Below are 22,039 nucleotides of genomic sequence, written 5' to 3'. Positions count from 1 at the left end.
GCGTGCGCGCCCGGCCTTCAGGCGGCGATCTTTTCGACGAGGCCCATCTCGTCGCTGGACATCAGCCGGTCGATGTCCACCAGGATCAGCATCCGCTCTTCCAGCGTGCCCAGCCCGATCAGGTAGTCCGCGTCCAGCACCGAGCCCATCTCCGGCGCAGGCTTGATCTGCTCGCCCGTCAGCGTGATCACGTCCGACACGCTGTCCACCACCATGCCCACCACGCGACCTGCGATGTTCAGCACGATCACCACCGTGAACTGGTCGTACGTCGGGTCGCCCAGCTTGAACTTGATGCGCATGTCGATGATCGGAACGATGATCCCGCGCAGGTTGACCACGCCCTTGATGTACTCCGGCGCATTTGCAATGCGCGTCACCGCGTCGTAGCCGCGCAGCTCCTGCACCTTCTGGATGTCTATGCCGTATTCCTCTTCGCCCAGCTTGAAGGTCACGACCTCCAGGCGGCTGCCTGCTGCGGTTTCTTGGGTCTTTGCCATGGGGTTTCCTTGATGTGGTGTGCGCGAGCGCGGCTCACCCGAATTTCTGCATGATGCGAACGAGCTTCTCGCCGTAGCGCGGATCGGTGGCGTAGCCCGCGCGCTGCAGGCCGTGCGCGGCCTCGGTCGGGTCGTCGGTGGCCAGCACGTTCGCGTAGCGCGGGTTGCGGGTGATGAAGCGCGCGTAGTCGGTGAAGGCTTCTTCGTACGAAGCGTAGGCACGGAACTTGGCGCGCACCTTCTGCGGCTCGCCGTCGACGTATTCGGTGGTGGTGGTTTCGACCGTCGCGCCCTTCCAGCTGCGGTCGGCCTTGATGCCGAACAGGTTGAAACTCTGCGTGCCGTCGTCGGCGCGAATCTCCCGCTTGCCCCAGCCGGACTCGAGCGCGGCCTGCGCAAGGATCAGCGGCGCGGGCACGCCGCTGGCCGTGCTCGCGGCCTGCGCAGACGCACCCATGCGGCCCACGAAATCATCGACCTGCCCTTGCAGCGAGGCATTCGCACTACCAGCACCGGGTGCGCGGCGCTCGCTGTTGAATTGATAGACGCTCAGGTCGGCACCCACGCGGGCAGTCGGCGCCGAGCCAATGGGAATGCCTGCGCGCGGACCGTACGGCAAGCCGCCGCGCGGTTCGAGCGACATGGGCTTGGTGCCGATTTCGGCGTCGGCATCCGCATCGGGCGGACCCGACGGCATGCTGCGCCGCAGCTGCGCGAGCATGGCCTCGGCCAGCCCCACGCCGCGCCCCGAAAGGTTCTGCGTGAGCTGCTGGTCGAACATCGAGAGATACACCTTCTGGTCCTGGCTCTCGAACAACCCGCTGGAGGGCGTTGCCTCGCGCATGCTCTTGAGCACCATGTTCATGAACAGCGCCTCGAACTGCCGCGAGACCTGCTGCAGGCCTTCTTCCGGCGAAGTGCGCACGGTGCGCCGCAGGGCATCGACGCCCTGCACGTCGAGCGCAAAGCGCTGGTCGAGCGCGCCGCTGCGGTCGGTAGTGGCCGGTAGCGTCATCGCATCGACCTCAGATGATTTCCAGCTCGGCGCTCAGTGCGCCGGCCGACTTCATGGCCTGGAGGATGGACACCAGGTCCTGCGGATTCGCGCCCAGGCTGTTGAGGCCCTTCACCACGTCCGACAGCGAAGCACCGCCGCGCACCATCTGGATCGCGCCGCCGCCCTGGTTCACCGAGATCTGCGATGTCTGCGCCACCACCGTGCTGCCGCCCGAAAGCGCTCCCGGCTGGCTGATGACTGGCTCGGTGTTGATGACCACCGACAGGTTGCCATGCGCAACGGCGCAGTCCTTCACGCGAACGGCCTGGTTCATCACCACCGACCCGGTGCGCGCATTGACCACCACCCGGGCCCCGGCTTGCGTGGGCGTCACTTCAATATCTTCGAGCCGCGCGAGAAAACCCACGCGCTGCTGTGGCTCCGGCGCACGCACGCGAATCGACCGCGCATCGACCGCCTCGGCCGTGCCCGAGCCGAACTGCCGGTTGATCGCATCGACCGCGCGCTGCGTGGTGCCGAAGTCCGACCGGTTGAGCTCGATGGAGAACGTACCTTCAGCACCAACAGGCGCTTCCACAGTGCGCTCCACCAGCGCCCCGGCCGGAATGCGACCCGAGCTCAGCTGGTTGACCTGCACCTTGCTCCCGTTGGCCGCGGCACCCGCGCCGCCGACCACCATGTTCCCCTGCGCCACCGCATAGGTCGCCCCATCGACACCCTTCAGCGGCGTCATCAGCAGCGTGCCCCCACGCAGGCTCTTCGCATTGCCCATCGAAGAAACAGTCACGTCGATGTTCTGCCCCGGCCGCGCGAACGAAGGCAGCGTAGCCGTCACCATCACCGCCGCCACGTTCTTCAGCTGCATGTTCACGCCCTGCGGAATCGTGATGCCCAGCTGCTGCAGCATGTTGTTCAGGCTCTGCGTGGTGAACGGCGTCTGCATAGTCTGGTCGCCAGTACCGTCCAGACCCACCATCAGCCCGTACCCGATCAACGGGTTGTCCCGCACCCCCTGAATGCTGGCGAGCTCCTTGAGCCGCTCTGCATGCACAGGCGCAAAAAACAAAGCACCCAACACGGCCAACGCCGCGATGCGCAAGCGAGCCGAAAAATTCGTGGAATGCCGCGGAACCGGCTTCGCCGGGCCGCAGGCGTTGCCCCCTGCAAGGGGGGGGGAGTAGCGACACGAAGTGCGCGAAGCCTGGGGGTAAGTCATTTTTAAAATGGCATGACGTTGAGGAAGATGCGCTGCATCCATCCCATGGTCTGCGCCTCGTCGATGTAGCCCTTGGCCGAGTACTCGATGCGCGCATCGGCCACCAGCGTCGAAGGCACGGTGTTGTTGCCCGATACGGTGCGCGGGTTCACCACGCCCGAGAAGCGGATGTACTCGGTGCCCTGGTTGATGCCCATCTGCTTCTCGCCGCTCACCAGCAGGTTGCCGTTGCCCATCACGTCCGTCACCGTGACCGTGATCACGCCGTTGAAGGTGTTGTTGGCGTTGGCCCCGCCCTTGGCGTCGAGCTTGTTGGTGCCCGAGAGATTCGTGCCCTGTCCATCGAGCAGGCCGCCGATGAGCTTGGGAATGGCGGAGAACACGCCCGTCGTGCTGCCCGTGCGGCTGGCGTTGGCGCCGGAGTTCTTGGTGGCGTTGACCTTCTCGCTGATGACGATGGTCAGGATGTCGCCGACGTTGCGCGGGCGGCGGTCTTCGAACAGCGCGTTGGCGCCGGGACCGTCCTGGAAGATCGCGCCGGGCGCGCGCCGCGGCTGCATTGCCGCGTAGTTGTCGGCGCGCGCCGTCATCGGCTGGTGCACCAGCGGCTCGCGCGGAATCTGCGCGCAGCCCGTGGCCAGCACTGCGGCGGCAAGCAGCAGCAGCGCCCTCGCGGCCGCGCCATTCCCACGAAGAAGACGCACACCCCGCAACATCACAGCTGGGCCAGGCGCTGCAGCATCTGGTCCGAAGTCTGGACCGCCTTGCTGTTGATTTCGTACGAACGCTGCGTCGCGATCATGTTGACCAGCTCTTCCACCACATTCACGTTCGAGGCTTCGACGTAGCCCTGGCTCAGCACGCCAGCGCCGTCGATGCCGGGGTTCACCTGGTTGGGCGCGCCGGAAGCGTCGGTTTCCGCATATAGGTTCTCGCCCTTGCTCTGCAGGCCCGTCGGATTGACGAACGTCGCAAGCTGAAGCTGGCCGACCTGCACGGTGTTCGTGCTGCCCGCCTGCACCACCGAGACGATGCCGTCGCGGCCCACGGTGATGCTGGTGGCGTTGGCCGGAATGGTGATGGCCGGCTGCACAGGGAAGCCGCTGGCGGTAACGAGCTGGCCGTCGCGGTCGGTCTGGAACGAGCCGTCGCGCGTGTACGAGGTGGTGCCGTCGGGCATCAGCACCTGGAAGAAGCCGCTGCCGTTGATGGCCACGTCGGTGGGCTTGTCGGTCTTGGTGAGGTTGCCTTGCGAGTGGATGCGCTCGGTGGCAACCACGTGCACGCCAGTGCCGACCTGCAGGCCCGAAGGCAGGCGGGTCTGGTCCGACGACTGGCCACCGACCTGGCGCAGGTTCTGGTAGACCAGGTCTTCGAACACGGCGCGGCTGCGCTTGAAGCCGGTGGTGCCGACGTTGGCGAGGTTGTTCGAAACCACGTCGAGCTGCGTCTGCTGCGCGTCGAGGCCGGTCTTGGCGATGTAGAGGGAGCGAATCATTTTTTGAAAAATCCTGCGGGTGTGTTGCGGGGCGGGCTGCTACGGATCAGCGGATCAGCCGTAGGCCAGCAGCTTGTTGGCGGCCTGCGCGTTGGTGTCGGCGGTCTGCAGCGACTTCATCTGCATCTCGAAGCTGCGCGCGTTCGCGATCATTGCCACCATGGCCTCGACCGGGTTGACGTTGCTGCCCTCGACCACGCCGGTAACGAGCGTGACGGCCTCGTCGGCCTCGGCGGGTGGCTGGCCGGCGCGCATGCGGAACAGGCCGTCGTCGCCGCGTTCGAGATCGGCGACCGGCGGGTTGACCAGCTTGAGGCGGCCCACTTCGGCAATGCCCGTGAGCGTGGTCGAAGATGCGTCGCGCGAACCCACCAGCCCGTTGGTGGCAATGCTCACGCTGGAGCCGGGCGGAACGGTGAGCGCGCCGTTGTCGCCGACCACCGGGCGCCCGCCCATGGTGGTGAGCTGGCCGTCGGCGCTGATCTGCAGGTTGCCCACGCGGGTGTAGGCCTCTCCGCCGTCAGCCGTCTGCACCACCAGCCAGCCCTCGCCGCTCACGGCCACGTCGAGCTCGCGGCCGGTTTCGGTCAACGGGCCATGGGTGAAGTCGGCGCCGGGCGTGGTGGCCGCCACGAAGGCGCGCGTGGGCGCCTCCTGGCCGACCACGGGCACCGCGCGGAAGTTGGCAATCTGCGCGCGGAAGCCCGGCGTGGAAACGTTCGCCATGTTGTTGGCAACCGAGGCCTGCTGTTCCATGACCTGCTTGGCGCCGCTCATGGCGACATACAACATTCGATCCACTGGGTGCTCCTGGTGTCAGTCGTTCTGCGTTGCTGTTGCCGCGTCAGCGGATGTTCATCAGCGTCTGCATGACCTGGTCCTGCGTCTTCACGGTCTGCGCGTTGGCCTGGTAGTTGCGCTGCGCGACGATCAGGTTGACCAGCTCGGAGGTGAGGTCGACGTTGGACGATTCGAGCGCGCCCGACTGCAGCGCGCCGAGCTTGGTGCCTTCGCCCGGGGTGCCGGTGAGCGCGTTGCCCGAGGCCTGCGTTTCAGCCCACACGTTGTCGCCCTTGGGCTCCAGGCCGTTCGGGTTGGCGAACGACGACAGCACGATCTGGCCCAGCAGCTTGGTCTGTTCGTTGGAGAACTTGCCGGTGATGGTGCCGTCGGCGTTGATCGAGAACGAGGTGAGTTCGCCCGAGCGGTAGCCGTCCTGCGCGAGCTTGCTCATGGCGTTGGCCGCGCCGAACTGCGTGGTGCCCGAGAGGTCGACCGTGGCGCTCAGCGCCGCGGCGCCGTTGGTGAAGGTGATGGGGCCGATGTTCAGCTGGCCGTTGGCCGGCGCGGTCATCTTGCCGGCGGAGTCGAAGGTCAGCGTGGTGAGCGCTGCGCCGGCGTTGAGCGCCGCGCCGTCGGAGGTGCCGTACACGCTCCAGGTGTTGGCGGGGGTGGCGCTCTTCACGAAGTACACGGACACGTCGTGCGGGTTGCCCAGCGAGTCGTAGATGGGACCGACGGCGTTCGAGTAGTTGAAGGTGTCGGAGTCGGCCGCGTTGAAGGGCGTCTTGGTGGGCGTGGTGAGGCGCGCGTCGAGGTTGAACTCGGCGTTGATGCCGGTCGTGGCCTTGGGCGTCATGGCCGCGGTCGGGATCTGGATGGCCGCCGGCGTGCCGCCGCTGATGCCGCCGCTGGCGTTCACGCCGAAGCCGGTGAGGCGCAGGCCCGATGCGTTGACGATGTAGCCGTCCTTGTCGCGCGTGAACTGGCCGTTGCGCGAGTACATGACTTCACCGCTGGGGCTGCTCAGGCGGAAGAAGCCGTCGCCGTTGAGGATGGCCACGTCCAGCGGGCGGCTGCTCGACTGCGTCACGCCCTGCGTGAAGTTCTGCGTCACGCCCGACACCGATGCGCCCAGGCCGACGCGCGAGCCCGCGTACACGTCCTGGAAGGTGGCGGCGGCCGACTTGAAGCCGACGGTGCCCGAGTTGGCGATGTTGTTGCCGATGACGTCGAGGTTGGCTGCGGCCACGCCGAGTCCGCTGATGCCCTGGGAAAAAGCCATGTTGGTTCCTTGGTTCGATGCTGCGTTGAATGCGTTTTGAGGAAAAAGCTCAGAGGAACAGCCGCACGTCGGACAGGCTGATGTTGTTGCCCGTCATCAGTTCGAGCGAGACCCCGTTGGTGCCCTGCTTGACCGCGGCCACCTGCGAGAAGGTGAGCGAGGTGGCCTTCACGGTCGCGCTGCCGTTGGTGGCGTCGACGGTGAAGCGGTAGGCGCCCGCGGGCACCACGGCGCCCGTGTCGTCCTTGCCGTCCCACGTGACGGCGTTGACGCCTTCGGTCATGGAGCCGGCGCTGATGGTGCGAACGACCTTGCCGGTGCCGTCGACGATCTTGATGTCGACGTCGGAGGCAGTGCCCGGCAGCTCCACGGCAAAGGCCTGCGAGGCAGGTTCCTTGCCCTCTTCGGGAGTCTTGGTGGTGAGCGTGTCGCCCGGCGACAGCACGTTGTAGCCAATCAGCGAGGTGGCCTGCAGCAGCTGGTTGGAGCTGGTCTGGTTCACCAGGCCGGAGAGCGTGCTGTTGAGCTTCTCGATGCCGCTCACGGTGCTCATCTGCGCGAGCTGCGAGGTGAGCTCGGCGTTCTGCATCGGGTTGAGCGGGTCCTGGTTGTTCAGCTGCGTGACGAGCAGCTTGAGAAAGCGCTGCTCACTGTCTTCGTTCGAGACGTTGCTGCTGGTCGCCGCTGAAGTGGCGTTCTGACCGGTGATGGACGAGGTGTCGGAGATGGCCATGGCGTGGTGCCTGTTCTGTTCTGGTGGATCTGATGAATCTGGCGAGAGGTCTACTGGCCGATGGACAGCGTCTTGACCATCAGCGTCTTGGCCGTGTTGAGCACCTCGACGTTGGCCTGGTAGCTGCGCGAGGCGGAAATCATGTTGGTCATCTCCTCGACCACGTTGACGTTGGGCATCGCCACGTAGCCTTCGGCGTTGGCGTGCGGGCTCTTCGGATCGAACACGAGCCGCGGCGGCGACTGGTCTTCGATGACGCCCGCGACCTTGACGCCGCCGATGTCCCCGGCGCCATATGCCGACGGCTCGACCTGGAACACCACCTGCTTCGCGCGATAGGGCATGCCGTCGGGGCCGGCCACGCTCTCGGCGTTGGCCATGTTGCTGGCGGTCACGTTCATGCGCTGCGATTGCGCGGTCATGGCGGAGCCCGCCACGTTGAAGATGTTCATGGAAGTGCTGTTGAAGGGCATGGTGGCGGCCGCTCTTCTTTCTTGTTACTGCTGGATCGCCGAGAGCAGCGACTTGATCTTCGAATTGATGACGGTGAGGTTGGACTCGTAGCGCAGTGCGTTGTCGGCAAAGGCGATGCGCTCGACGTCCATCTCTACGGTGTTGCCGTCGAGGCTCGACTGGTTGGGCACGCGATAGAGCAGGTCTTTGTCGGACGCGGCTTGCGCCTGCCCTGCAAGGTGGCGCGACGAGGTAGTGGCCAGCGACACCGACTGCGCCGACGCGCGGCCGCGCTCGACGGCTTCGCTCAGGCGCGAGCCGAAGTCGAAGTCGCGCGCCTTGTAGTTGGGCGTGTCTGCATGGGCGATATTGGCCGCGAGCACTTCCTGGCGCTCGGCGCGGAGGTTGAGGGCTTCGCGGTTGAAACGAAGCGCCGCATCCAGCTTGTCGATCATCTTTTTTCCATCCGTTGAGGCGTCGCCAATGCGCAAGCGCAGCGACAGATGGAAAGCGAGTCTATGCATGCATCGCGTTTGCAATCGCCCGAACAAAGGGGGTTTTCGCCTGCTGCTCGCACCTTCGATCGGCGGGCGGATTTCTAGAATTTCCGGGCGGCGGCATGCGCCCTCTTGCCGTGGCGCGCCGCAATCCAGGCCCTCTTTTCCGACACACCCGATGACCCTCTTCAAGCTTCGCAACCGCAGCCTGCCGGCACTGGTGGCCATGGTGTGCATGGCGTCCGCGTTCGCCGCCGCCGCCGCCGCCGCCGCCGCTGCCGATGCCAATGCCAATGCCGCCGATGTCAATACGGTCATCGAGAAATACCTGCAGGTGCAGACGGCGGGCTTGCCGGGCAAGGTGACGATCAACATCGACGCACGCAGCACCTCCAACCTGCCCGCCTGCGATGCGCCCGAAGCCTTTCTGCCGCCGGGCGCGACGCCCTGGGGGCGCGTGTCGGTGGGCGTTCGCTGCCAGGCGGAGCGGCCGTGGACGCGCTACGTGCAGGCACACGTCGCGGTGGAAGGCAGCTATTTCGTGGCCGCGCGCGCCATCGATTCGGGCCGGCCGCTGGGCGCGGGCGACGTTACCGAGCGCACCGGCGACCTCACGCGGCTGCCGCGCTCGGTCATCACCAGCGCGGCCGAACTGGCCGGCGTGGTGACGGTCAACCGGGTGGCGCCGGGCGCGCCGCTGCGCAAGGAGCTGGTACGCGGCGTTACCGTCATCCAGCAGGGGCAGGCGGTGAAAGTCGTGGCGCAGGGCCAGGGCTTCGTCGTCAGCACCGAGGGCAAGGCCATGACCGGGGCCGTCGTCGGTGCCGTGGTGCAGGCCAAGACCCGCGACGGGCGGCTGGTCAGCGGCGTGGCGGACGAAGAGGGACAGATCCAGCTCGCCCAGTAAGCAGCTTCGTGCACGCCCTGCCTAAAGTTCTTGCCCAAGCTGCCGATATACGGGTCAGCCCCTGAGGAATCACCTTGAAAATCGATCAACCCGCCCCTTCGGCCACGCCCCCTCATCGCCCAACGCCCGCGCCGGGCGCGGCTACGGTGACCGGCGCCGATGCCGCCCAGCGCCCCAAGGAGGCGGCGCCGGCTTCCGCGCACGTTCATTCGCTGCCCAGCGCCGCGGGCACTGCCAGCGATTTCGATGCGGCCCGCGTGGCGGCGATCCGCGAGGACATCCGCGCGGGGCGCTACCAGATCCGCCCCGAACGCATCGCCGACGGCCTGCTGGCAAGCGTGCGAGACCTGCTCGACCCCAGGCTCGACCCGAACAGCGGCAAGGGCGGCAACGAATGAAGCCCACCCTGCTGACCCACCTGCGCACCGAGAGTGCCTGCATCGAGGAATTCCTTTCGGTGCTGGACCGCGAGGCCCAGGCAATGGCGGACGGCGCGTTCACCGACCTGGCGACCATTGCCGGCCAGAAGACCGTGCTGCTCGATCGCATGGCCGAACTGGACACGCAGCGCGAAGCCATGCAGGCGGCGCTGGGCTTCGAGCCTGGCCGCGTGGGTGCCGATGCTGCCGCAGCAGCCGGCGGCCCGGACGTGGCGCAAGCCTGGGCTGCACTGCTGGAGCTTGCCGGGCAGGCAAGAGGCCACAACCTGCGCAACGGCTCGATGGTCTACGCGCATCTCGATTTCACGCAACAGGCCCTGCACTTCCTGCAGGCCAGCGCGCAGCTGTTCTACGGACCGGACGGCGTACGCAAGACACAGGCGGGCAGCGGCAACCGCCTCGCGGCGGGCTGATCGCCGTGCGGGCCGGGCTGCTGGTCATGCTGTGGCTGTGCGCCACCGCCCTGCATGGCGTGGCGAGCGCGGCGGACGGTGTGCTTGTCACCAACGTGGCGCCGGGCGCCCTGCCGGGCGACGCGGTCAACCTCGGCCAGCTGCAACAGGTGCCCGCTGCCCTGCGCGACGTGGAACGCATCGCGTACTCGGGCACGGCGATGGCCGTGGCCATGACGGCTGCGTACGTGCCCACGCTCTACCCCGGCGAGAAGACGGTGGGCCTGGCCGTCGGCACCTACAAGGGCTACACGGCGGCGAGCCTCGGCTTCAAGACCCTTTCGGACGACGGGCAGATGGCCTGGGGCATGGCCATCGCCAACGCAGGCCGGGACTGGGGCTTCAACGCCGGCATCGGCTGGAAGCTGCCGCGCGCGGGCGACCGCTGAAGCAGCCCTTCCACCCTCACCACCACCAACACACGGAACCCCTCGACATCATGAACAACGACGCTCACGGCGGCTCGCGCCAGGTGGCCATGGTGGGTTGCGACAAGGCCCAGGCGCAGGCATGGGGACAACGGCTGAGCCTGATGGGCTGCGCGCCGGTTTCCTTCGACAGCAGCGACGACTTTCTGCGCGCGGTAACGCGCGGCACGCAAGGGAGCCACTTCGACCTGCTGCTGGTGGTGCTGAAGGACGAGGGCGCGTGGCCGGTGCTGACGTCGATGTGCAAGGCGCTGCGCCTGCCGATCTTCCTGGTCGCCAATGCGCTGCAGCGCGAGCTGCTGGCCGAGGTGCTGCAGGCAGCGGAGCCCGAAGCGCAGGGCGCGAGCATCGATTTCGCGGTGCTGCCGGTCGACGACTTCGAAGTGGAGCTGCGCGTGCGAGAGGCGCTGCGGCGCAACGAGACGCTGCTGCATCCGCCATCGGTGAATGCGCTGTTCGGCGACTACCAGTTCATCGGCAGCCGCAAGGTGGTGGTGCACAAGGGGCAGGACATCCGCCTGAAGCCGCGCGAATTCGAGCTGGCGCTGCTGCTGTTTCGCAATACCGGCCGGCTGCTGGAGCGCGACTGGCTGCTGGGCTCGCTGTGGATGGACTCGCAGGTCGAGCGCAGGAGCCGGGTGCTCGACTGCTGCGTGGCGAACATCCGCCGCAAGCTGTCGCTGCACAAGGACAGCGAGTTCATGCTGCACTCGGTGTACGGACGGGGCTACGAGCTTCGCCATGTGCCGGGCTCGCCGATTGCAGGCACCGTGGACGACTCGGGATTTCCGGACACGTCGAACGAGCCGATCTGGCTGGGGGCAATCTCCCGGGCACGGGCGTAGGAGCCTGTCAGGCCTGGGAATCGTCCCCGCGGCGACGCCGGGTCGTCCATTCATCGACGAAATACCGGGCGCGGAAACGGGGCCACTTGAAAATGTGACGATCGCCAGCCTCGAGGAACCGCCACCAATGGGCGGGTGCCTGAGCGACCTCTACCAACGCCAACAGACCGTCAACCGGAGTATCAGCCGGCAACCTTAAGCCGAACTGAAGGCCGGAAAATAAGAGCGCTGGCGTCATGGAAGATCGCGCCACCCGAGCAAGAATTGCGGATGCAACAACTGCAGATCGACTCGCACCAGGTTCACCTGTGGCACCTGTACGTCCCCGAACAGGACGACGACGCCACCTGCGAAGGAAAGGGCATGGCCCTGCTGGCGCCCGAAGAGCGCGAAAGGCACGGGCGCTTCCACTTCTCCCGTGACAGGCGCCGGTATCTCATGACGCGGGGGCTGATCCGCTCGCTTCTCTCCTGCTATGCGCCCATCGCCCCACAGGACTGGCAATTCGAGAACAACGCTTATGGGCGCCCCCGGATCGCCAATGCACTGCCGCAGGCGCAGCGCCTTCGCTTCAATATTTCGCACAGCGCCTCGCTCATCGTGGCGGCGCTGGCGGTGGAGCGCGAAGTGGGCGTGGACGTCGAGCACACGGCAAGGGCTGCCCCGCTGGAGATTGCGGAGAACTTCTTCTCCGCCAGGGAGGCGAAAGAGCTGCAGCAGCTTCCGGCCGGGCTTCAGCCTTCACGCTTCTGGGATCTCTGGACGCTCAAGGAAAGCTATATCAAGGCGCGCGGAATGGGGTTGTCTCTGCCGCTGGACCGGTTTTCCTTCAGCTTCGACGACGCCCACAGCGTGGCTATCGACTTCGAGGACGGCCTCGAGGATTCCGCAGCGCGCTGGCAGTTCTGGCAGTTCCAGCCGGACAACGCACATGCCGTGGCCCTCTGTCTTGAGCGAACTCAACCGCAAGACATGCAGATCCTGTGCCGGAAGGCAACGCCGCTGCTTGCATCATTCGGGGAATTCCAGGGCACGGTGACGCGCCGGTCAGCAGGCAGCTGACTACTGACTGGCTGATTGGCCGCGCTCCGCCTCGAATTCGGCTCGGTTCCACAGGCCGAAATACAGCACCTCCGACCACTGCAAGCCGAGCGGATGCTCCGTGGCGCCGGTGCGGGTGCTGTCGCAGTCATCGTCCAGCCGCAGCCCGAAAAAGGCGTCGAGCGGGGCGGCGCACTTCTGCGTGGTCGCCTGTTTCAGCTGCCGCCCTGCCTCGGCGATGTCGGCCGGCAGGGCATCGATGGCGGCGCCCACGCGCAGACACCGCGCGATCTCCTGCTCCACGCAGGCTCGCAGCGCCGCCTCATCTGATTCGGACATGGTGTCGAGCTCGATCGTCTCCAGCAGCAGATAGCGGTCGCGATGGGCTTCGAGGAAGGCGATCGTCTCGTCAAGCCAGATGGGCAGATGCACCGGCGCCGTGGACGCACTCGCCGGTACAGCAGGGGCCGCTTCTGTCTGTGGCGAAACCAGCCGCTTGAGACGCCCGAGGAAAGACACCGGCTGCGCTGAAACGGCAGGTTGCGGCTCGGGTGCTGATGCTTGCGCCGCCAGGAGAGACCGCACGATGTCGATGAAACGCCGCACGCGCTCGAAGCCCGGATCGAAGCTGCTGCTGATCGCATGGAGCCTGACCTTGTGCTCCGGCTCGTCGTCATCGAAGCCATCCGACACCAGCGAGGCGCACAGCTGCGGATCGCCCGACATGAGAAGCCGGTACATGAACGGCACGTCGTACGGCCATTCGGACAGGCCCGAAATTGTTTCCGGGCGGTCGGCATATGCGCTGGGCCGATTGCTGACGCTGTAGAGATAGGAACGGTTGGCCATCTGGAACTCCCTGATTCGCGCGCCATTGTTCGAGCGCTACTGCCCGATTCTAGGAGGTAGGCCCGGCTGAATGACTGTTCCCAGGAAACCTGAAATTAAGAAAAAAACTTCAACAAAATCAAAGACGCACCAATAAGAGGCATCACTTTTCTGTCGCCACCGATATCAAAATAGTGATTCAGAAAAATAACTACATTGAAAAAATAAAACAACTGTGATATTCATTTAATTCACTAGTATTTTTATATTACTATTCATCGATAACGCTCGATTTAAAATACAAATCAATTTGACACAATGACTCCAAAATGCGACATGGCTAGTTGCAAATACCCACCCTCCTCTTAAGATTTATTTAGAAATAATAATTTCCAAGTGTTTCTTAAGTGGAATGGCCTCACGACCATTCAATAGTTTTCCAACGGATGGATGGGGCTCATGAACACAACTTATCGCTCGCTCTGGAACGAATCCCTTGGCGCCTGGGTAGCGGCGTCGGAACTCACTTGCGCACGCGGCAAGCGCAGTGGGAGTTGCGTGACGGCCGGTGCACTCACGCTGCCCCCGTCGAGGCGCCTGCGCTCGGGGATCATGACCGCGCTGCTGACCATGGGCGGGCTTGGAGGGGCCTCGCTGGCGCAGGCGCAAGCGATCTGCACTGCGGGGCCGTACTACGTCTATAGCGGCAGCTCGACTTGCGCAGGTCAGCAGTCCCAAGCGACTATGGGCGGAGCCACAGCTATAGGCTTTAACGCCAGCAGTACGGGGCTGAATGCCACGACTCTCGGCTACGGCGCTATTGCCTCGGCGGTCAATGCTCTTTACCTGGGCGCGCGTACCGCTGGAGGAACCGGAGCAACCGGAGAGTCGTCGATTGCCATCGGTACGGATGTCGCCTCCACTGGAGCGGGGTCCATCGGTATCGGCGTGCAGTCGAAAGCAACTGGAAACGGCGTTGCCGTGGGTGCGTCAGCCGTTGCCTCGGCGACGGGCGTGGTCGCAGTGGGCGGTGGCGCCACGAGTTCGGCAGTCAACGGTGTAGCTGTTGGCTCCGGAGCCAGTGCGTCCGGAGTCAACTCCATTTATCTAGGCGCACGCACCGCCCCGACGGCAGGTTCGCTGAGCGAGAGTTCGATCGGAATCGGTACGGACGTGACTGCGAGCGACACGTACGCAACCGCCATCGGCTTCAACACGAAGGCGACCGGGCTGCGCAGCGTTGCCCTTGGATACCTCGCAAATGCGGCCGCATTGGATACCGTTGCGCAAGGTACCCGCAGCCAGGCAACAGCTCAGAACGCCATCGCCGTCGGCTTCCAGTCGATCGCGTCCCAGCTGAATTCGGTCTACATCGGCTCGCGTACCGGCGCGGGAACGGGGGCCACTGCAGTCGGCGCCGTCGCCATCGGCACGGATGTGACGGCGTCCCAGCTCAACACCACAGCCATGGGCTTCCAGAGCCAGGCGACCGGACAAAGCGCAGTGGCTGTCGGGTCGACTGCGGTCGCTTCGGGTACCTCTGCAATGGCGCTGGGGACGGGCACGCTCGCAAACAACGTCAATGCTGTCGCGCTCGGCGCTTCCGCCAATGCCACCGCGGCCGGCGCCAGCGCCCTGGGCACCTTTGCCAATGCTTCGGGAGCGAACTCCACAGCGGTCGGTGTCAGCTCGACGGCCAGCGGCTTGCGCGGGTTCGCTGGCGGCTGGGGGAGCAACGCCGTAGGCGCCGATGCCGCAGCCATCGGCACGTCGGCCAACGCGGCAGGAACAAGCTCGGCAGCGCTCGGCAACCTCGCCAATGCTTCGGCGGATTTCTCGCTGGCCATGGGCAACCAAGCCCTATCGAGTGGCGTCGGCTCGGTCGCGGCGGGGTCGGGAGCCAACGCCGCGGCCGACGGGACCGTGGCGATGGGCAACAACGCTGCGGCAACCGTCACGCGCGCAACCGCACTGGGATTCGGCACAGCAGCGAGCGGCCAGAACGCTACTGCAGTGGGCGCACTCGCCAATGCGTCCGCAGCGCAGGCGGTCGCTATCGGCAACAGCGCCAATGCCTCGGCGCTCAATGCGATAGCGATGGGCACCAACACCGTCGCCGACTCCGCCGATGCAGTCGCGATCGGCAACAGTTCCAAGGCCACCGGCGGCAAGGCGGTGGCCATCGGCTCCGGCAACGTCGCCAGCGGCAATGGCGCCGTGGCGATCGGCGACCCGAACACCGCCACCGGCAACGGCGCGATCGCGAATGGCCTGGACAACACCGCCACCGGCAACGGCTCGGTGGCCATGGGCAACACCAACAAGGTCGGCGGCGGCGGCCAGGATGTGAGCGTGCCCGGCACGGCGGCTCAGGGCGCAGTCGGCATCGGCTACCAGAACACCGTGGTCGGCCAGGGCAGCGTGGCCATCGGCAGCACCAGCAAGGCGCTGGCCGCGGGCGCGGTCGCGTTCGGCGACACGGCGGTGGCGAACAACGCTCGCGACGTGGCGCTGGGCTCGGGCTCCACGACGGACGTGGCGGTCGGTACGCCCAACGCCGTGGTCGGCGGCACGACCTACAAATTTGCCGGCACCACGCCGACGAGCACGGTCAGCGTCGGCGCTTCGGGTGCGGAGCGCACCATCACCAATGTCGCGGCTGGCCGCATCTCCGACACGTCGACCGATGCGATCAACGGCTCGCAGCTGTTCGGCACGAACCAGCAGGTCACGAAGAACACGAACGACATCACCAACATCAACGCCGGCGCGGGCATCAAGTACTTCCACGCGAACTCGACCCTGCCCGATTCGCAAGCGGTGGGGACGGATTCCGTCGCCATCGGCCCGAACGCGGTAGCCAACAACGCCGGCGCCGTGGCGCTGGGCTCGGGGTCCACGACAGACGTGGCAGTCGGCACGGCCAGCGCCGTGATCGGCGGCACGACCTATAACTTTGCCGGCACGACACCGGCCTCGACGGTGAGCGTCGGTGCAGTGGGTGCCGAGCGCACGGTCACCAACGTGGCGGCCGGCAGGCTCTCCAACACGTCGACAGATGCGGTCAACGGCTCGCAGCTGAATGCAACGAATCTGCAGGTCACCAAGAACACGACCGACATCACCGTCCTTGGCAACACGATCAACGACATCAACACCGGCGCGGGCATCAAGTACTTCCACGCCAATTCGACGCTGGCCGACTCGCAGGCGCTGGGGACGAATTCAGTCGCCATCGGACCGAACGCAGTGGCCAACAACGCTGGCGACGTGGCACTGGGCTCCGGCTCCACGACGGGCGTGGCAGTCGGCACGGCCAGCACCACCATCAACGGCACGACCTACAACTTTGCCGGCACTACGCCGACGAGCACAGTCAGCGTCGGCGCGGTGGGCGCCGAGCGCACGATCACCAACGTGGCGGCCGGCAGTATTTCCGGCTCTTCGACCGATGCCATCAACGGCTCGCAGCTGTTTGCCACCAACCAGTCGATCGAGAACCTCAGCACCACCGTCACCGCCAACAAGACCAGGTATTACAGCGTCAACTCGACCGGTGGCGGCAACGAAGACAACCTCGGCGCGACTGGCGCCGATGCCATCGCATCGGGCAAGGATGCGAGTGCAACTGTCGCCGGCTCCGTGGCTCTCGGTTCAGGCTCCGTCTCCGACCGCGCAGTCGCAGGCAGCACCGGCAACATCCCCGCGGGCAGTTCGCTGATCCCCTTCAACACGACCGACCGCACGCTGCTCGGCGCCCTCTCCGTCGGCAGCGCCACTACCTACCGCCAGATCACCAACGTCGCCGACGGCACGCAGGCGCAGGACGCCGTCACGGTGCGCCAGCTCAGCGGCGCGCTGCAGTCGTTTGCGGTCACGCCCATCCAGTACTTCCACGCCAACTCCACCGCGGCCGATTCGCTGGCCATCGGCACGGAGTCAGTGGCGGTCGGCCCGCAGACGGTGGTCAACGGCAACAACGGCGTGGGCATCGGCAACGGCGCCATCGTGCAGCAGAGCGCACCGGGCGGCATTGCAATCGGCCAGGGTGCAACCTCGCACCTGGCCGACTCCATCGCGCTGGGCACGCAGTCGTCGGCCGCCGCGGTGCAGGGCGTGGCGCTGGGCGCGGGCACCAGCGTGACGCAGGCCGGCGGCGTGGCGCTGGGAGCTGGCTCGGTGGCTTCGACTGCGGCAGGCGTGGCAGGCTATGTGCCGCCCACCGCCACCGACGCGCAGCGCATCGCCATAGGCGCGACCACCAGCACGCTGGCGGCCGTGTCGGTGGGCAATGCCGCCAGCGGCCAGTTCCGCCAGATCACCGGCGTGGCCGCGGGCACGGCCGACAGCGACGCGGTCAACGTCTCGCAACTGCGGGGCGTGCAAGGCCAGGTGGCAGTGATCGATCAGTCGACGGTCAAGTACGACACCAACGCGGACGGCACGACCAACTACAACAGCGTGACCATGGGCGGCAGCAATGCCACTGCGCCGGTCACGGTGCACAACGTGGCGCCGGGCGTGGCGGGCACCGACGCGGTCAACGTCAACCAGCTCAATGCGGTCAGCGGCGGCCTGAACAACCGCATCAACGCCCTCAGCGACCGCCTCGACGGAGTCGAGAAGAACGCCTATGCAGGCGTTGCCGCGGCCATGGCGCTGCAGATGCCCGGAAGCTACGTTCCTGGCAAGACGGTCATGCGCATCGGCGCGGGCTCCTTCAAGGGCCAGAGCGCGGTGGGCGTCAGTTTCCGGCGCACATCCGAGAACAACGCCTGGAGCATCACCGGCGGCGTGGCCACCAGCCGTGCCGGCGTGGGCGCCACCGTGGGCGCGGAATGGGTCTTCAACTGATCGCCGTACGAATGAACTGGACGCACCCCATCATGAACAAGCTTCTTCAAGCCAAGGCTCCTTTCACTGTTCTCTGCCTCGCGGCACTGCTGGCCGGCGGCTGCGCCAGCCCGAGCTACACCATCACGCCGGAGATGCAGGCCCGAGCCGCTTCGGAGAACCCGGCGCCGCCGAAGGACGAAGACTTTCCCGCGCTGAACTCGGCCAAATGGCAGCAGGGCGCGTTCCCGAGCGTCGAGGCCTTGCGCAACATGCGCACCGGCCTGGGCAAGGACCAGGTGCGCGAACTGCTGAGTTTTCCGCACTTCAGCGAAGGGCTGGGCGGCGTGCGCGAATGGAACTACATCTTTCACTTCCGCACCGGTGCGGGCCCGGAGTACATCACCTGCCAGTACATGGTTCGCTTCAATGCAGACGTGCTGACCAACGGGATGTACTGGAAGGGGCCGGGCTGCGCGGATGTGCTCAAGCCAACCGTGGTGACGAGGTCTGCCGCGGCCGCTCAGCCGGTGGTTGCTCCTGCGAAGACGACGCTCGGTGCCGACGGCCTCTTCCGCTTCGACGGCCGCTCGCTGGCCGACTTGCTGCCTGAAGGGCGACGCAAGCTGGACGCCCTGGCCAGCGACATCAAGGGCAGCGTCAAATCGGTGGACACGATCAGGGTCACTGGCCACACCGACCGCCTCGGCAGCAGCACCTACAACCAGGCACTCTCGCTGGCGCGCGCCAACACCGTACGCGACTACCTCGTGCAAGCTGGCGTGCCCGCGCAGAACATGCAGGTGCAGGGCAAGGGCGAATCGGAACCGAAGGTGCAATGTGCGCAGACACGGCGGGCAGAGCTGATCGACTGTCTCGCCCCGAACCGCCGCGTCGAGATCGAGGTCTTCGCGCAGCGCTGAACTCTTCGGCGGGCCTCGCATACTCATTCATCAATACGAAGGAGGTATAAAAAAGCATCTCGAATGAGTATTTCCAGATATGGATTTGTCTCCCTAGGATGCGCCCACAACTATCAGGAGACGAGACATATGAAGAGGATCACCACTCTGGCTTTGCTATGGGCCGCCGGCTTGCAATGCACCATGGGCACTGCGCTTGCACAGAGCGCGCCCTGGCCCCAACGAGCCATCAAGATCGTGACGCCAACACCACCCGGCGTCGGCTCCGACATCTTCGCGCGCAGCTATGCCGACCAGCTCTCGCGATTGCTGAAGGTGCCCGTGATCGTGGAGAACAAACCGGGCGCACTGTCGACCATTGGCACGGACGCGGTGGCCAAGGCAACGCCCGACGGCTACACGGTGCTGTTCTCGACGAGCAACCCGTTCACGATGACGCCGTTTCTCCTCTCGAAGCTTCCCTACAACCCGAAGGAAGATCTTGTGCCTGTGACGCAGGCGCTCAAGGGCGGCTCATTCATCGTGGCGAACAACACGGTGCCCGCGCGCAATACGGAAGAACTGGTCGCACTGGCCAAGCGCCAGCCGGGTCACGTGAGCTTCGCGTCTTACGGCTCGGGCAGCACCTCGCACCTGGGCTTTGAGCTGCTGCAGGAAGCAGCGGCCATCGAGATGCTGCACGTTCCCTACAAGCAGGGCGCCATGCCCGATGTGATCGGCGGGCAGGTAATGCTGGGCTTCGAGCCCCCGATCTCGGCATTGCCGAACATCAAGGCAGGCCGGGTGAAGGCACTGGCCTATACCGGCAGCCAGCGCAGCGCAGCACTGCCCGACGTGCCGACCGTTGCAGAGCGCTATCCCGGTTACGACGTGTCGACCTGGCTCGGCTTCTGGGTGCCCGCGCGCACGCCCGAGGCCATCGTCGAGCAATTGAACCGGGCGATCACCACCGTGACGCGCTCGCCGGAGATGGCGCGGCAGATCGCCGATGCCGGGCTGGAGCCGATGACGACGAATTCCGCCGACACCCGCGCCATCATCGAACGCGAGGCCCAGACCATGGGCCGGCTGATCAAGGCCAAGGGCATCCGCATCGACTGACGATGCCCCGGCGCGGCTGAACAAACGCCGCTCCCCATTCTTCTTCTGAGGTTTTCACGCCGCGGTGCTTGCAGTGCAAGCACCGCGCGTCGGCACACGCCATTTCCGCACGCAATTTCTACAACGAGGAGACACGCATGAAGACAACAACCACCCTACCCTTTCGCCGCCGGCTGCCGCACACCATTGCGGGCGCACTCTGCATCGCCGCCAGCGCCGGCGCGACAGCGCAATCGAGCGTCCAGCTCTTCGGCACGCTGGACATGAATCTCACGTACACGAAAAGCGACGGGCGCTCCGTCAAGTCGATGGACCAGGGAGGCAACATCTTCCCCAGCCGGCTCGGCTTTCGCGGCACGGAGGACCTGGGCGGCGGTCTGGTCGCGAGCTTCTGGCTGGAGATGGCACTGCTGCCCGACACGGGCGAGGTCCAGGGCGTCGGCTTCCACCGGCGCTCGACGGTGAGCCTGTCGCACAACAGCTTCGGCGAGTTGCGGCTCGGGCGCGACTACACGCCCACGTTCTGGAACATCTCGCAGTTCTCGCCCTTCGGCACCGTGGGCGCCGGCGGCTCTGCCAACATCGTCGAAGGCTGGCCCTTCGGCCTCGGCGGCGCACGCACGCTGGCGCGAGCCAACAACTCCGTGGGCTACTTCCTGCCCAAGGGCCTGGGCGGCTTCTACGGCCAGGCGATGTACGCCCTGCCCGAAGGCGAGGACGGCGCCCGCTACCGCGGCGGGCGGCTGGGCTGGACCAACGGCACGGTCGATGTCGCGGCTGCCTACGGCGTGACACCGGTCGGCCCCAACGACTACAGCGTGGCGAGCCTGGGCGGCACTTACGACTTCGGGCTGGCAAAGCTCTACGCGAACTACTACCGGCAAAAGACCGAGGGCGACAAGCAGGTCAACGTGATGCTGGGCCTGGGCGTGCCGGTCGGCCCGGGCGTGATCAAGGCCTCGGTGGCACGCTCCAACCGCTCCGGACCGGGCATCGACAGCGACGACGCGACGCAATATGCCGTCGGCTACGTGCACTACCTCAGCAAGCGCACCGCGCTGTACGGCACCTACTCGCTTGTCCGCAACCGCGGCAATGCGGCTTACACGGTTGCCGACTCGGCGCCGGCCAGCACGCCGGGACGCGCAGCGCGCGGGCTGCAGTTGGGCATTTCGCACAACTTCTGATCGGGTCAGCTGCAAGAAAAAAGCCGCAGTGAAAAATCACTGCGGCTTTTGATAGTGGCTTTGCCAGCAGAAGAATGAAAGGCCAGAAGGCTTTCAGCAATCAACCGCTTGCAAGCGTATTTGGAGGAGAGGGAGTCTGCCTTTGCGACGTCCCAAGTAGTCCTAAGTCGACCGATTCTCATGCTTCCTCATTGGGGAAACGCCTCAACAGCATTCCTGAGCGATCCTTTCTGATCCGCTCCGATCCTAAAATTCATGGTAGAAAGGATGGTAGGTCAATATCTAAGGATGCAGGACAGTCATGGCGCGCAAGGCAAAGGAATTATCAGCACTCCAAGTGGGCCGATTGACCTCCCCAGGCAACCACGCCGTTGGCGGCGTGTCCGGCCTTTATCTGTACGTCAATGACGCAGGTGCTCGCTCATGGGTACTTCGCACCATGGTCGGCACCAAGCGCCGGCACATGGGGCTCGGCGGCTTTCCCGATGTCCCTCTTGCTCGAGCCAGAGAAAAGGCAAGAGCAGCTCGCGACGAGATCGATCAAGGTATTGATCCCATTGCGCAACGTAAAGCGGCGGCCAGCCTACTGCGCGCCCAGCAAGCGACCGAAAAAACGTTCCAACAAGCCGCCGAAGGGTTCTTGGAGGCGCATGGGGACACCTGGAAGAACCCTAAGCACCGCACTCAATGGGCCAGCACCCTGAAAACCTACGCCTATCCAGTCATGGGCAACCTGCTCGTTCGGGACGTAGGCCAAGAGCATGTGCTCGCGGCGCTGGAGCCCATCTGGAAAATCAAGAACGAAACCGCATCACGATTGCGAGGCCGAATCGAGAACGTTCTCGACTGGGCCACTGTCCGCAAATACCGCACAGGAGAAAACCCGGCACGATGGAAGGGGCACCTGGACATGTTGCTGCCGGCGCCCGGGAAAATTCAGAAGGTAGAGTGTTAGTGCCGATGCAATCTTGACCAGCTAAACCGCAAAGTGCCAATCCAATATTGACCAGGGTGTTCCACTGACCTGCTGAGAATTTCAGCAGGGATTCAAGGTGATCACCATGGACATGATTG

Annotated in this window: 22 protein-coding genes; 11 read left to right on the top strand and 11 right to left on the bottom strand. The window is 65.4% G+C overall.

The features are described from left to right. Positions 1-17: 17 nt before the first annotated feature. The 10 genes from ACZYSP_RS30925 to flgB all read right to left on the bottom strand — a co-directional run bounded on the left by ACZYSP_RS30925 (position 18) and on the right by flgB (position 7,938). The gene (locus ACZYSP_RS30925) at positions 18-500 is read right to left on the bottom strand and encodes a chemotaxis protein CheW (RefSeq protein WP_093077315.1); all 483 of its coding nucleotides are present in this window, start codon (positions 498-500) and stop codon (positions 18-20) included. Between the two features lie 34 nt (positions 501-534). After that, positions 535-1,515, bottom strand: coding sequence for a flagellar assembly peptidoglycan hydrolase FlgJ (gene flgJ, locus ACZYSP_RS30920; protein WP_093057945.1), 981 nt, complete (start codon positions 1,513-1,515; stop codon positions 535-537). Between the two features lie 10 nt (positions 1,516-1,525). Further along, positions 1,526-2,617, bottom strand: a complete 1,092-nt coding sequence (locus ACZYSP_RS30915) for a flagellar basal body P-ring protein FlgI (RefSeq protein WP_093178601.1) — start codon at positions 2,615-2,617, stop codon at positions 1,526-1,528. Between the two features lie 119 nt (positions 2,618-2,736). Continuing rightward, on the bottom strand, positions 2,737-3,450 hold the full coding sequence (locus ACZYSP_RS30910) for a flagellar basal body L-ring protein FlgH (RefSeq protein ID WP_489018268.1): 714 nt from the start codon (positions 3,448-3,450) through the stop codon (positions 2,737-2,739). Beyond that, the gene (gene flgG / locus ACZYSP_RS30905; protein WP_093077317.1) at positions 3,450-4,232 is read right to left on the bottom strand and encodes a flagellar basal-body rod protein FlgG; all 783 of its coding nucleotides are present in this window, start codon (positions 4,230-4,232) and stop codon (positions 3,450-3,452) included. The genes ACZYSP_RS30910 and flgG overlap by 1 nt, the downstream gene beginning before the upstream one ends. Positions 4,233-4,286: 54 nt before the next feature. Beyond that, complete coding sequence (gene flgF, locus ACZYSP_RS30900) at positions 4,287-5,033, bottom strand: flagellar basal-body rod protein FlgF (protein WP_093057948.1); 747 nt, start codon at positions 5,031-5,033, stop codon at positions 4,287-4,289. 43 nt (positions 5,034-5,076) lie between these two features. After that, complete coding sequence (gene flgE / locus ACZYSP_RS30895) at positions 5,077-6,297, bottom strand: flagellar hook protein FlgE (protein WP_093057949.1); 1,221 nt, start codon at positions 6,295-6,297, stop codon at positions 5,077-5,079. Positions 6,298-6,346: 49 nt separating this feature from the next. Further along, positions 6,347-7,030 (bottom strand): flagellar hook assembly protein FlgD, encoded by a 684-nt coding sequence (locus ACZYSP_RS30890; RefSeq protein WP_489018265.1) that lies wholly within the window; start codon positions 7,028-7,030, stop codon positions 6,347-6,349. Positions 7,031-7,080: 50 nt separating this feature from the next. Continuing rightward, complete coding sequence (gene flgC, locus ACZYSP_RS30885) at positions 7,081-7,503, bottom strand: flagellar basal body rod protein FlgC (RefSeq protein ID WP_093057951.1); 423 nt, start codon at positions 7,501-7,503, stop codon at positions 7,081-7,083. A 24-nt stretch (positions 7,504-7,527) separates the two neighbouring features. Then, positions 7,528-7,938, bottom strand: a complete 411-nt coding sequence (gene flgB / locus ACZYSP_RS30880; RefSeq protein ID WP_093057952.1) for a flagellar basal body rod protein FlgB — start codon at positions 7,936-7,938, stop codon at positions 7,528-7,530. A 220-nt stretch (positions 7,939-8,158) separates the two neighbouring features. Between flgB and flgA the strand changes: the two genes are divergently transcribed. From flgA to ACZYSP_RS30850, 6 genes are all read left to right on the top strand, one after another. After that, positions 8,159-8,887 (top strand): flagellar basal body P-ring formation chaperone FlgA, encoded by a 729-nt coding sequence (flgA, locus tag ACZYSP_RS30875; RefSeq protein ID WP_489018262.1) that lies wholly within the window; start codon positions 8,159-8,161, stop codon positions 8,885-8,887. A 74-nt stretch (positions 8,888-8,961) separates the two neighbouring features. After that, entirely contained in the window at positions 8,962-9,285 is a 324-nt protein-coding gene (gene flgM, locus ACZYSP_RS30870; RefSeq protein WP_093178608.1) for a flagellar biosynthesis anti-sigma factor FlgM, read from the top strand. Then, complete coding sequence (locus tag ACZYSP_RS30865) at positions 9,282-9,740, top strand: flagella synthesis protein FlgN (RefSeq protein WP_489018259.1); 459 nt, start codon at positions 9,282-9,284, stop codon at positions 9,738-9,740. The genes flgM and ACZYSP_RS30865 overlap by 4 nt, the downstream gene beginning before the upstream one ends. A 5-nt stretch (positions 9,741-9,745) precedes the next feature. Beyond that, a complete protein-coding gene (locus tag ACZYSP_RS30860) occupies positions 9,746-10,168 on the top strand; it encodes a YadA-like family protein (RefSeq protein ID WP_307616167.1) in 423 nt (140 codons plus the stop codon). A 50-nt stretch (positions 10,169-10,218) separates the two neighbouring features. Further along, a complete protein-coding gene (locus ACZYSP_RS30855) occupies positions 10,219-11,052 on the top strand; it encodes a winged helix-turn-helix domain-containing protein (RefSeq protein ID WP_489018256.1) in 834 nt (277 codons plus the stop codon). 270 nt (positions 11,053-11,322) lie between these two features. Then, positions 11,323-12,114, top strand: a complete 792-nt coding sequence (locus ACZYSP_RS30850; protein ID WP_489018254.1) for a 4'-phosphopantetheinyl transferase family protein — start codon at positions 11,323-11,325, stop codon at positions 12,112-12,114. Here the strand turns inward: ACZYSP_RS30850 and ACZYSP_RS30845 are convergent, their stop codons facing one another. Continuing rightward, on the bottom strand, positions 12,115-12,942 hold the full coding sequence (locus ACZYSP_RS30845; protein ID WP_489018252.1) for a DUF7822 domain-containing protein: 828 nt from the start codon (positions 12,940-12,942) through the stop codon (positions 12,115-12,117). Positions 12,943-13,380: 438 nt separating this feature from the next. On the opposite strand from ACZYSP_RS30845, the gene ACZYSP_RS30840 reads away from it, so the two are divergent. From ACZYSP_RS30840 to ACZYSP_RS30820, 5 genes are all read left to right on the top strand, one after another. Then, positions 13,381-17,775, top strand: coding sequence for an ESPR-type extended signal peptide-containing protein (locus ACZYSP_RS30840; protein WP_489018250.1), 4,395 nt, complete (start codon positions 13,381-13,383; stop codon positions 17,773-17,775). Positions 17,776-17,807: 32 nt separating this feature from the next. Continuing rightward, positions 17,808-18,677, top strand: coding sequence for an OmpA family protein (locus ACZYSP_RS30835; RefSeq protein WP_489018248.1), 870 nt, complete (start codon positions 17,808-17,810; stop codon positions 18,675-18,677). A 129-nt stretch (positions 18,678-18,806) separates the two neighbouring features. Continuing rightward, on the top strand, positions 18,807-19,778 hold the full coding sequence (locus ACZYSP_RS30830) for a Bug family tripartite tricarboxylate transporter substrate binding protein (RefSeq protein WP_177192783.1): 972 nt from the start codon (positions 18,807-18,809) through the stop codon (positions 19,776-19,778). 137 nt (positions 19,779-19,915) lie between these two features. Then, positions 19,916-20,965 carry a porin gene (locus ACZYSP_RS30825; RefSeq protein ID WP_489018245.1) on the top strand — a complete coding sequence of 350 codons (1,050 nt, stop codon included), beginning with the start codon at positions 19,916-19,918 and terminating at the stop codon, positions 20,963-20,965. Between the two features lie 301 nt (positions 20,966-21,266). Next, positions 21,267-21,920, top strand: a complete 654-nt coding sequence (locus ACZYSP_RS30820) for a tyrosine-type recombinase/integrase (protein ID WP_489018243.1) — start codon at positions 21,267-21,269, stop codon at positions 21,918-21,920. The last annotated feature ends 119 nt before the right edge of the window (positions 21,921-22,039 follow it).

This window comes from Variovorax sp. F042 (genome assembly GCF_057814215.1).
This window is presented reverse-complemented; position numbering and strand designations above follow the sequence as displayed.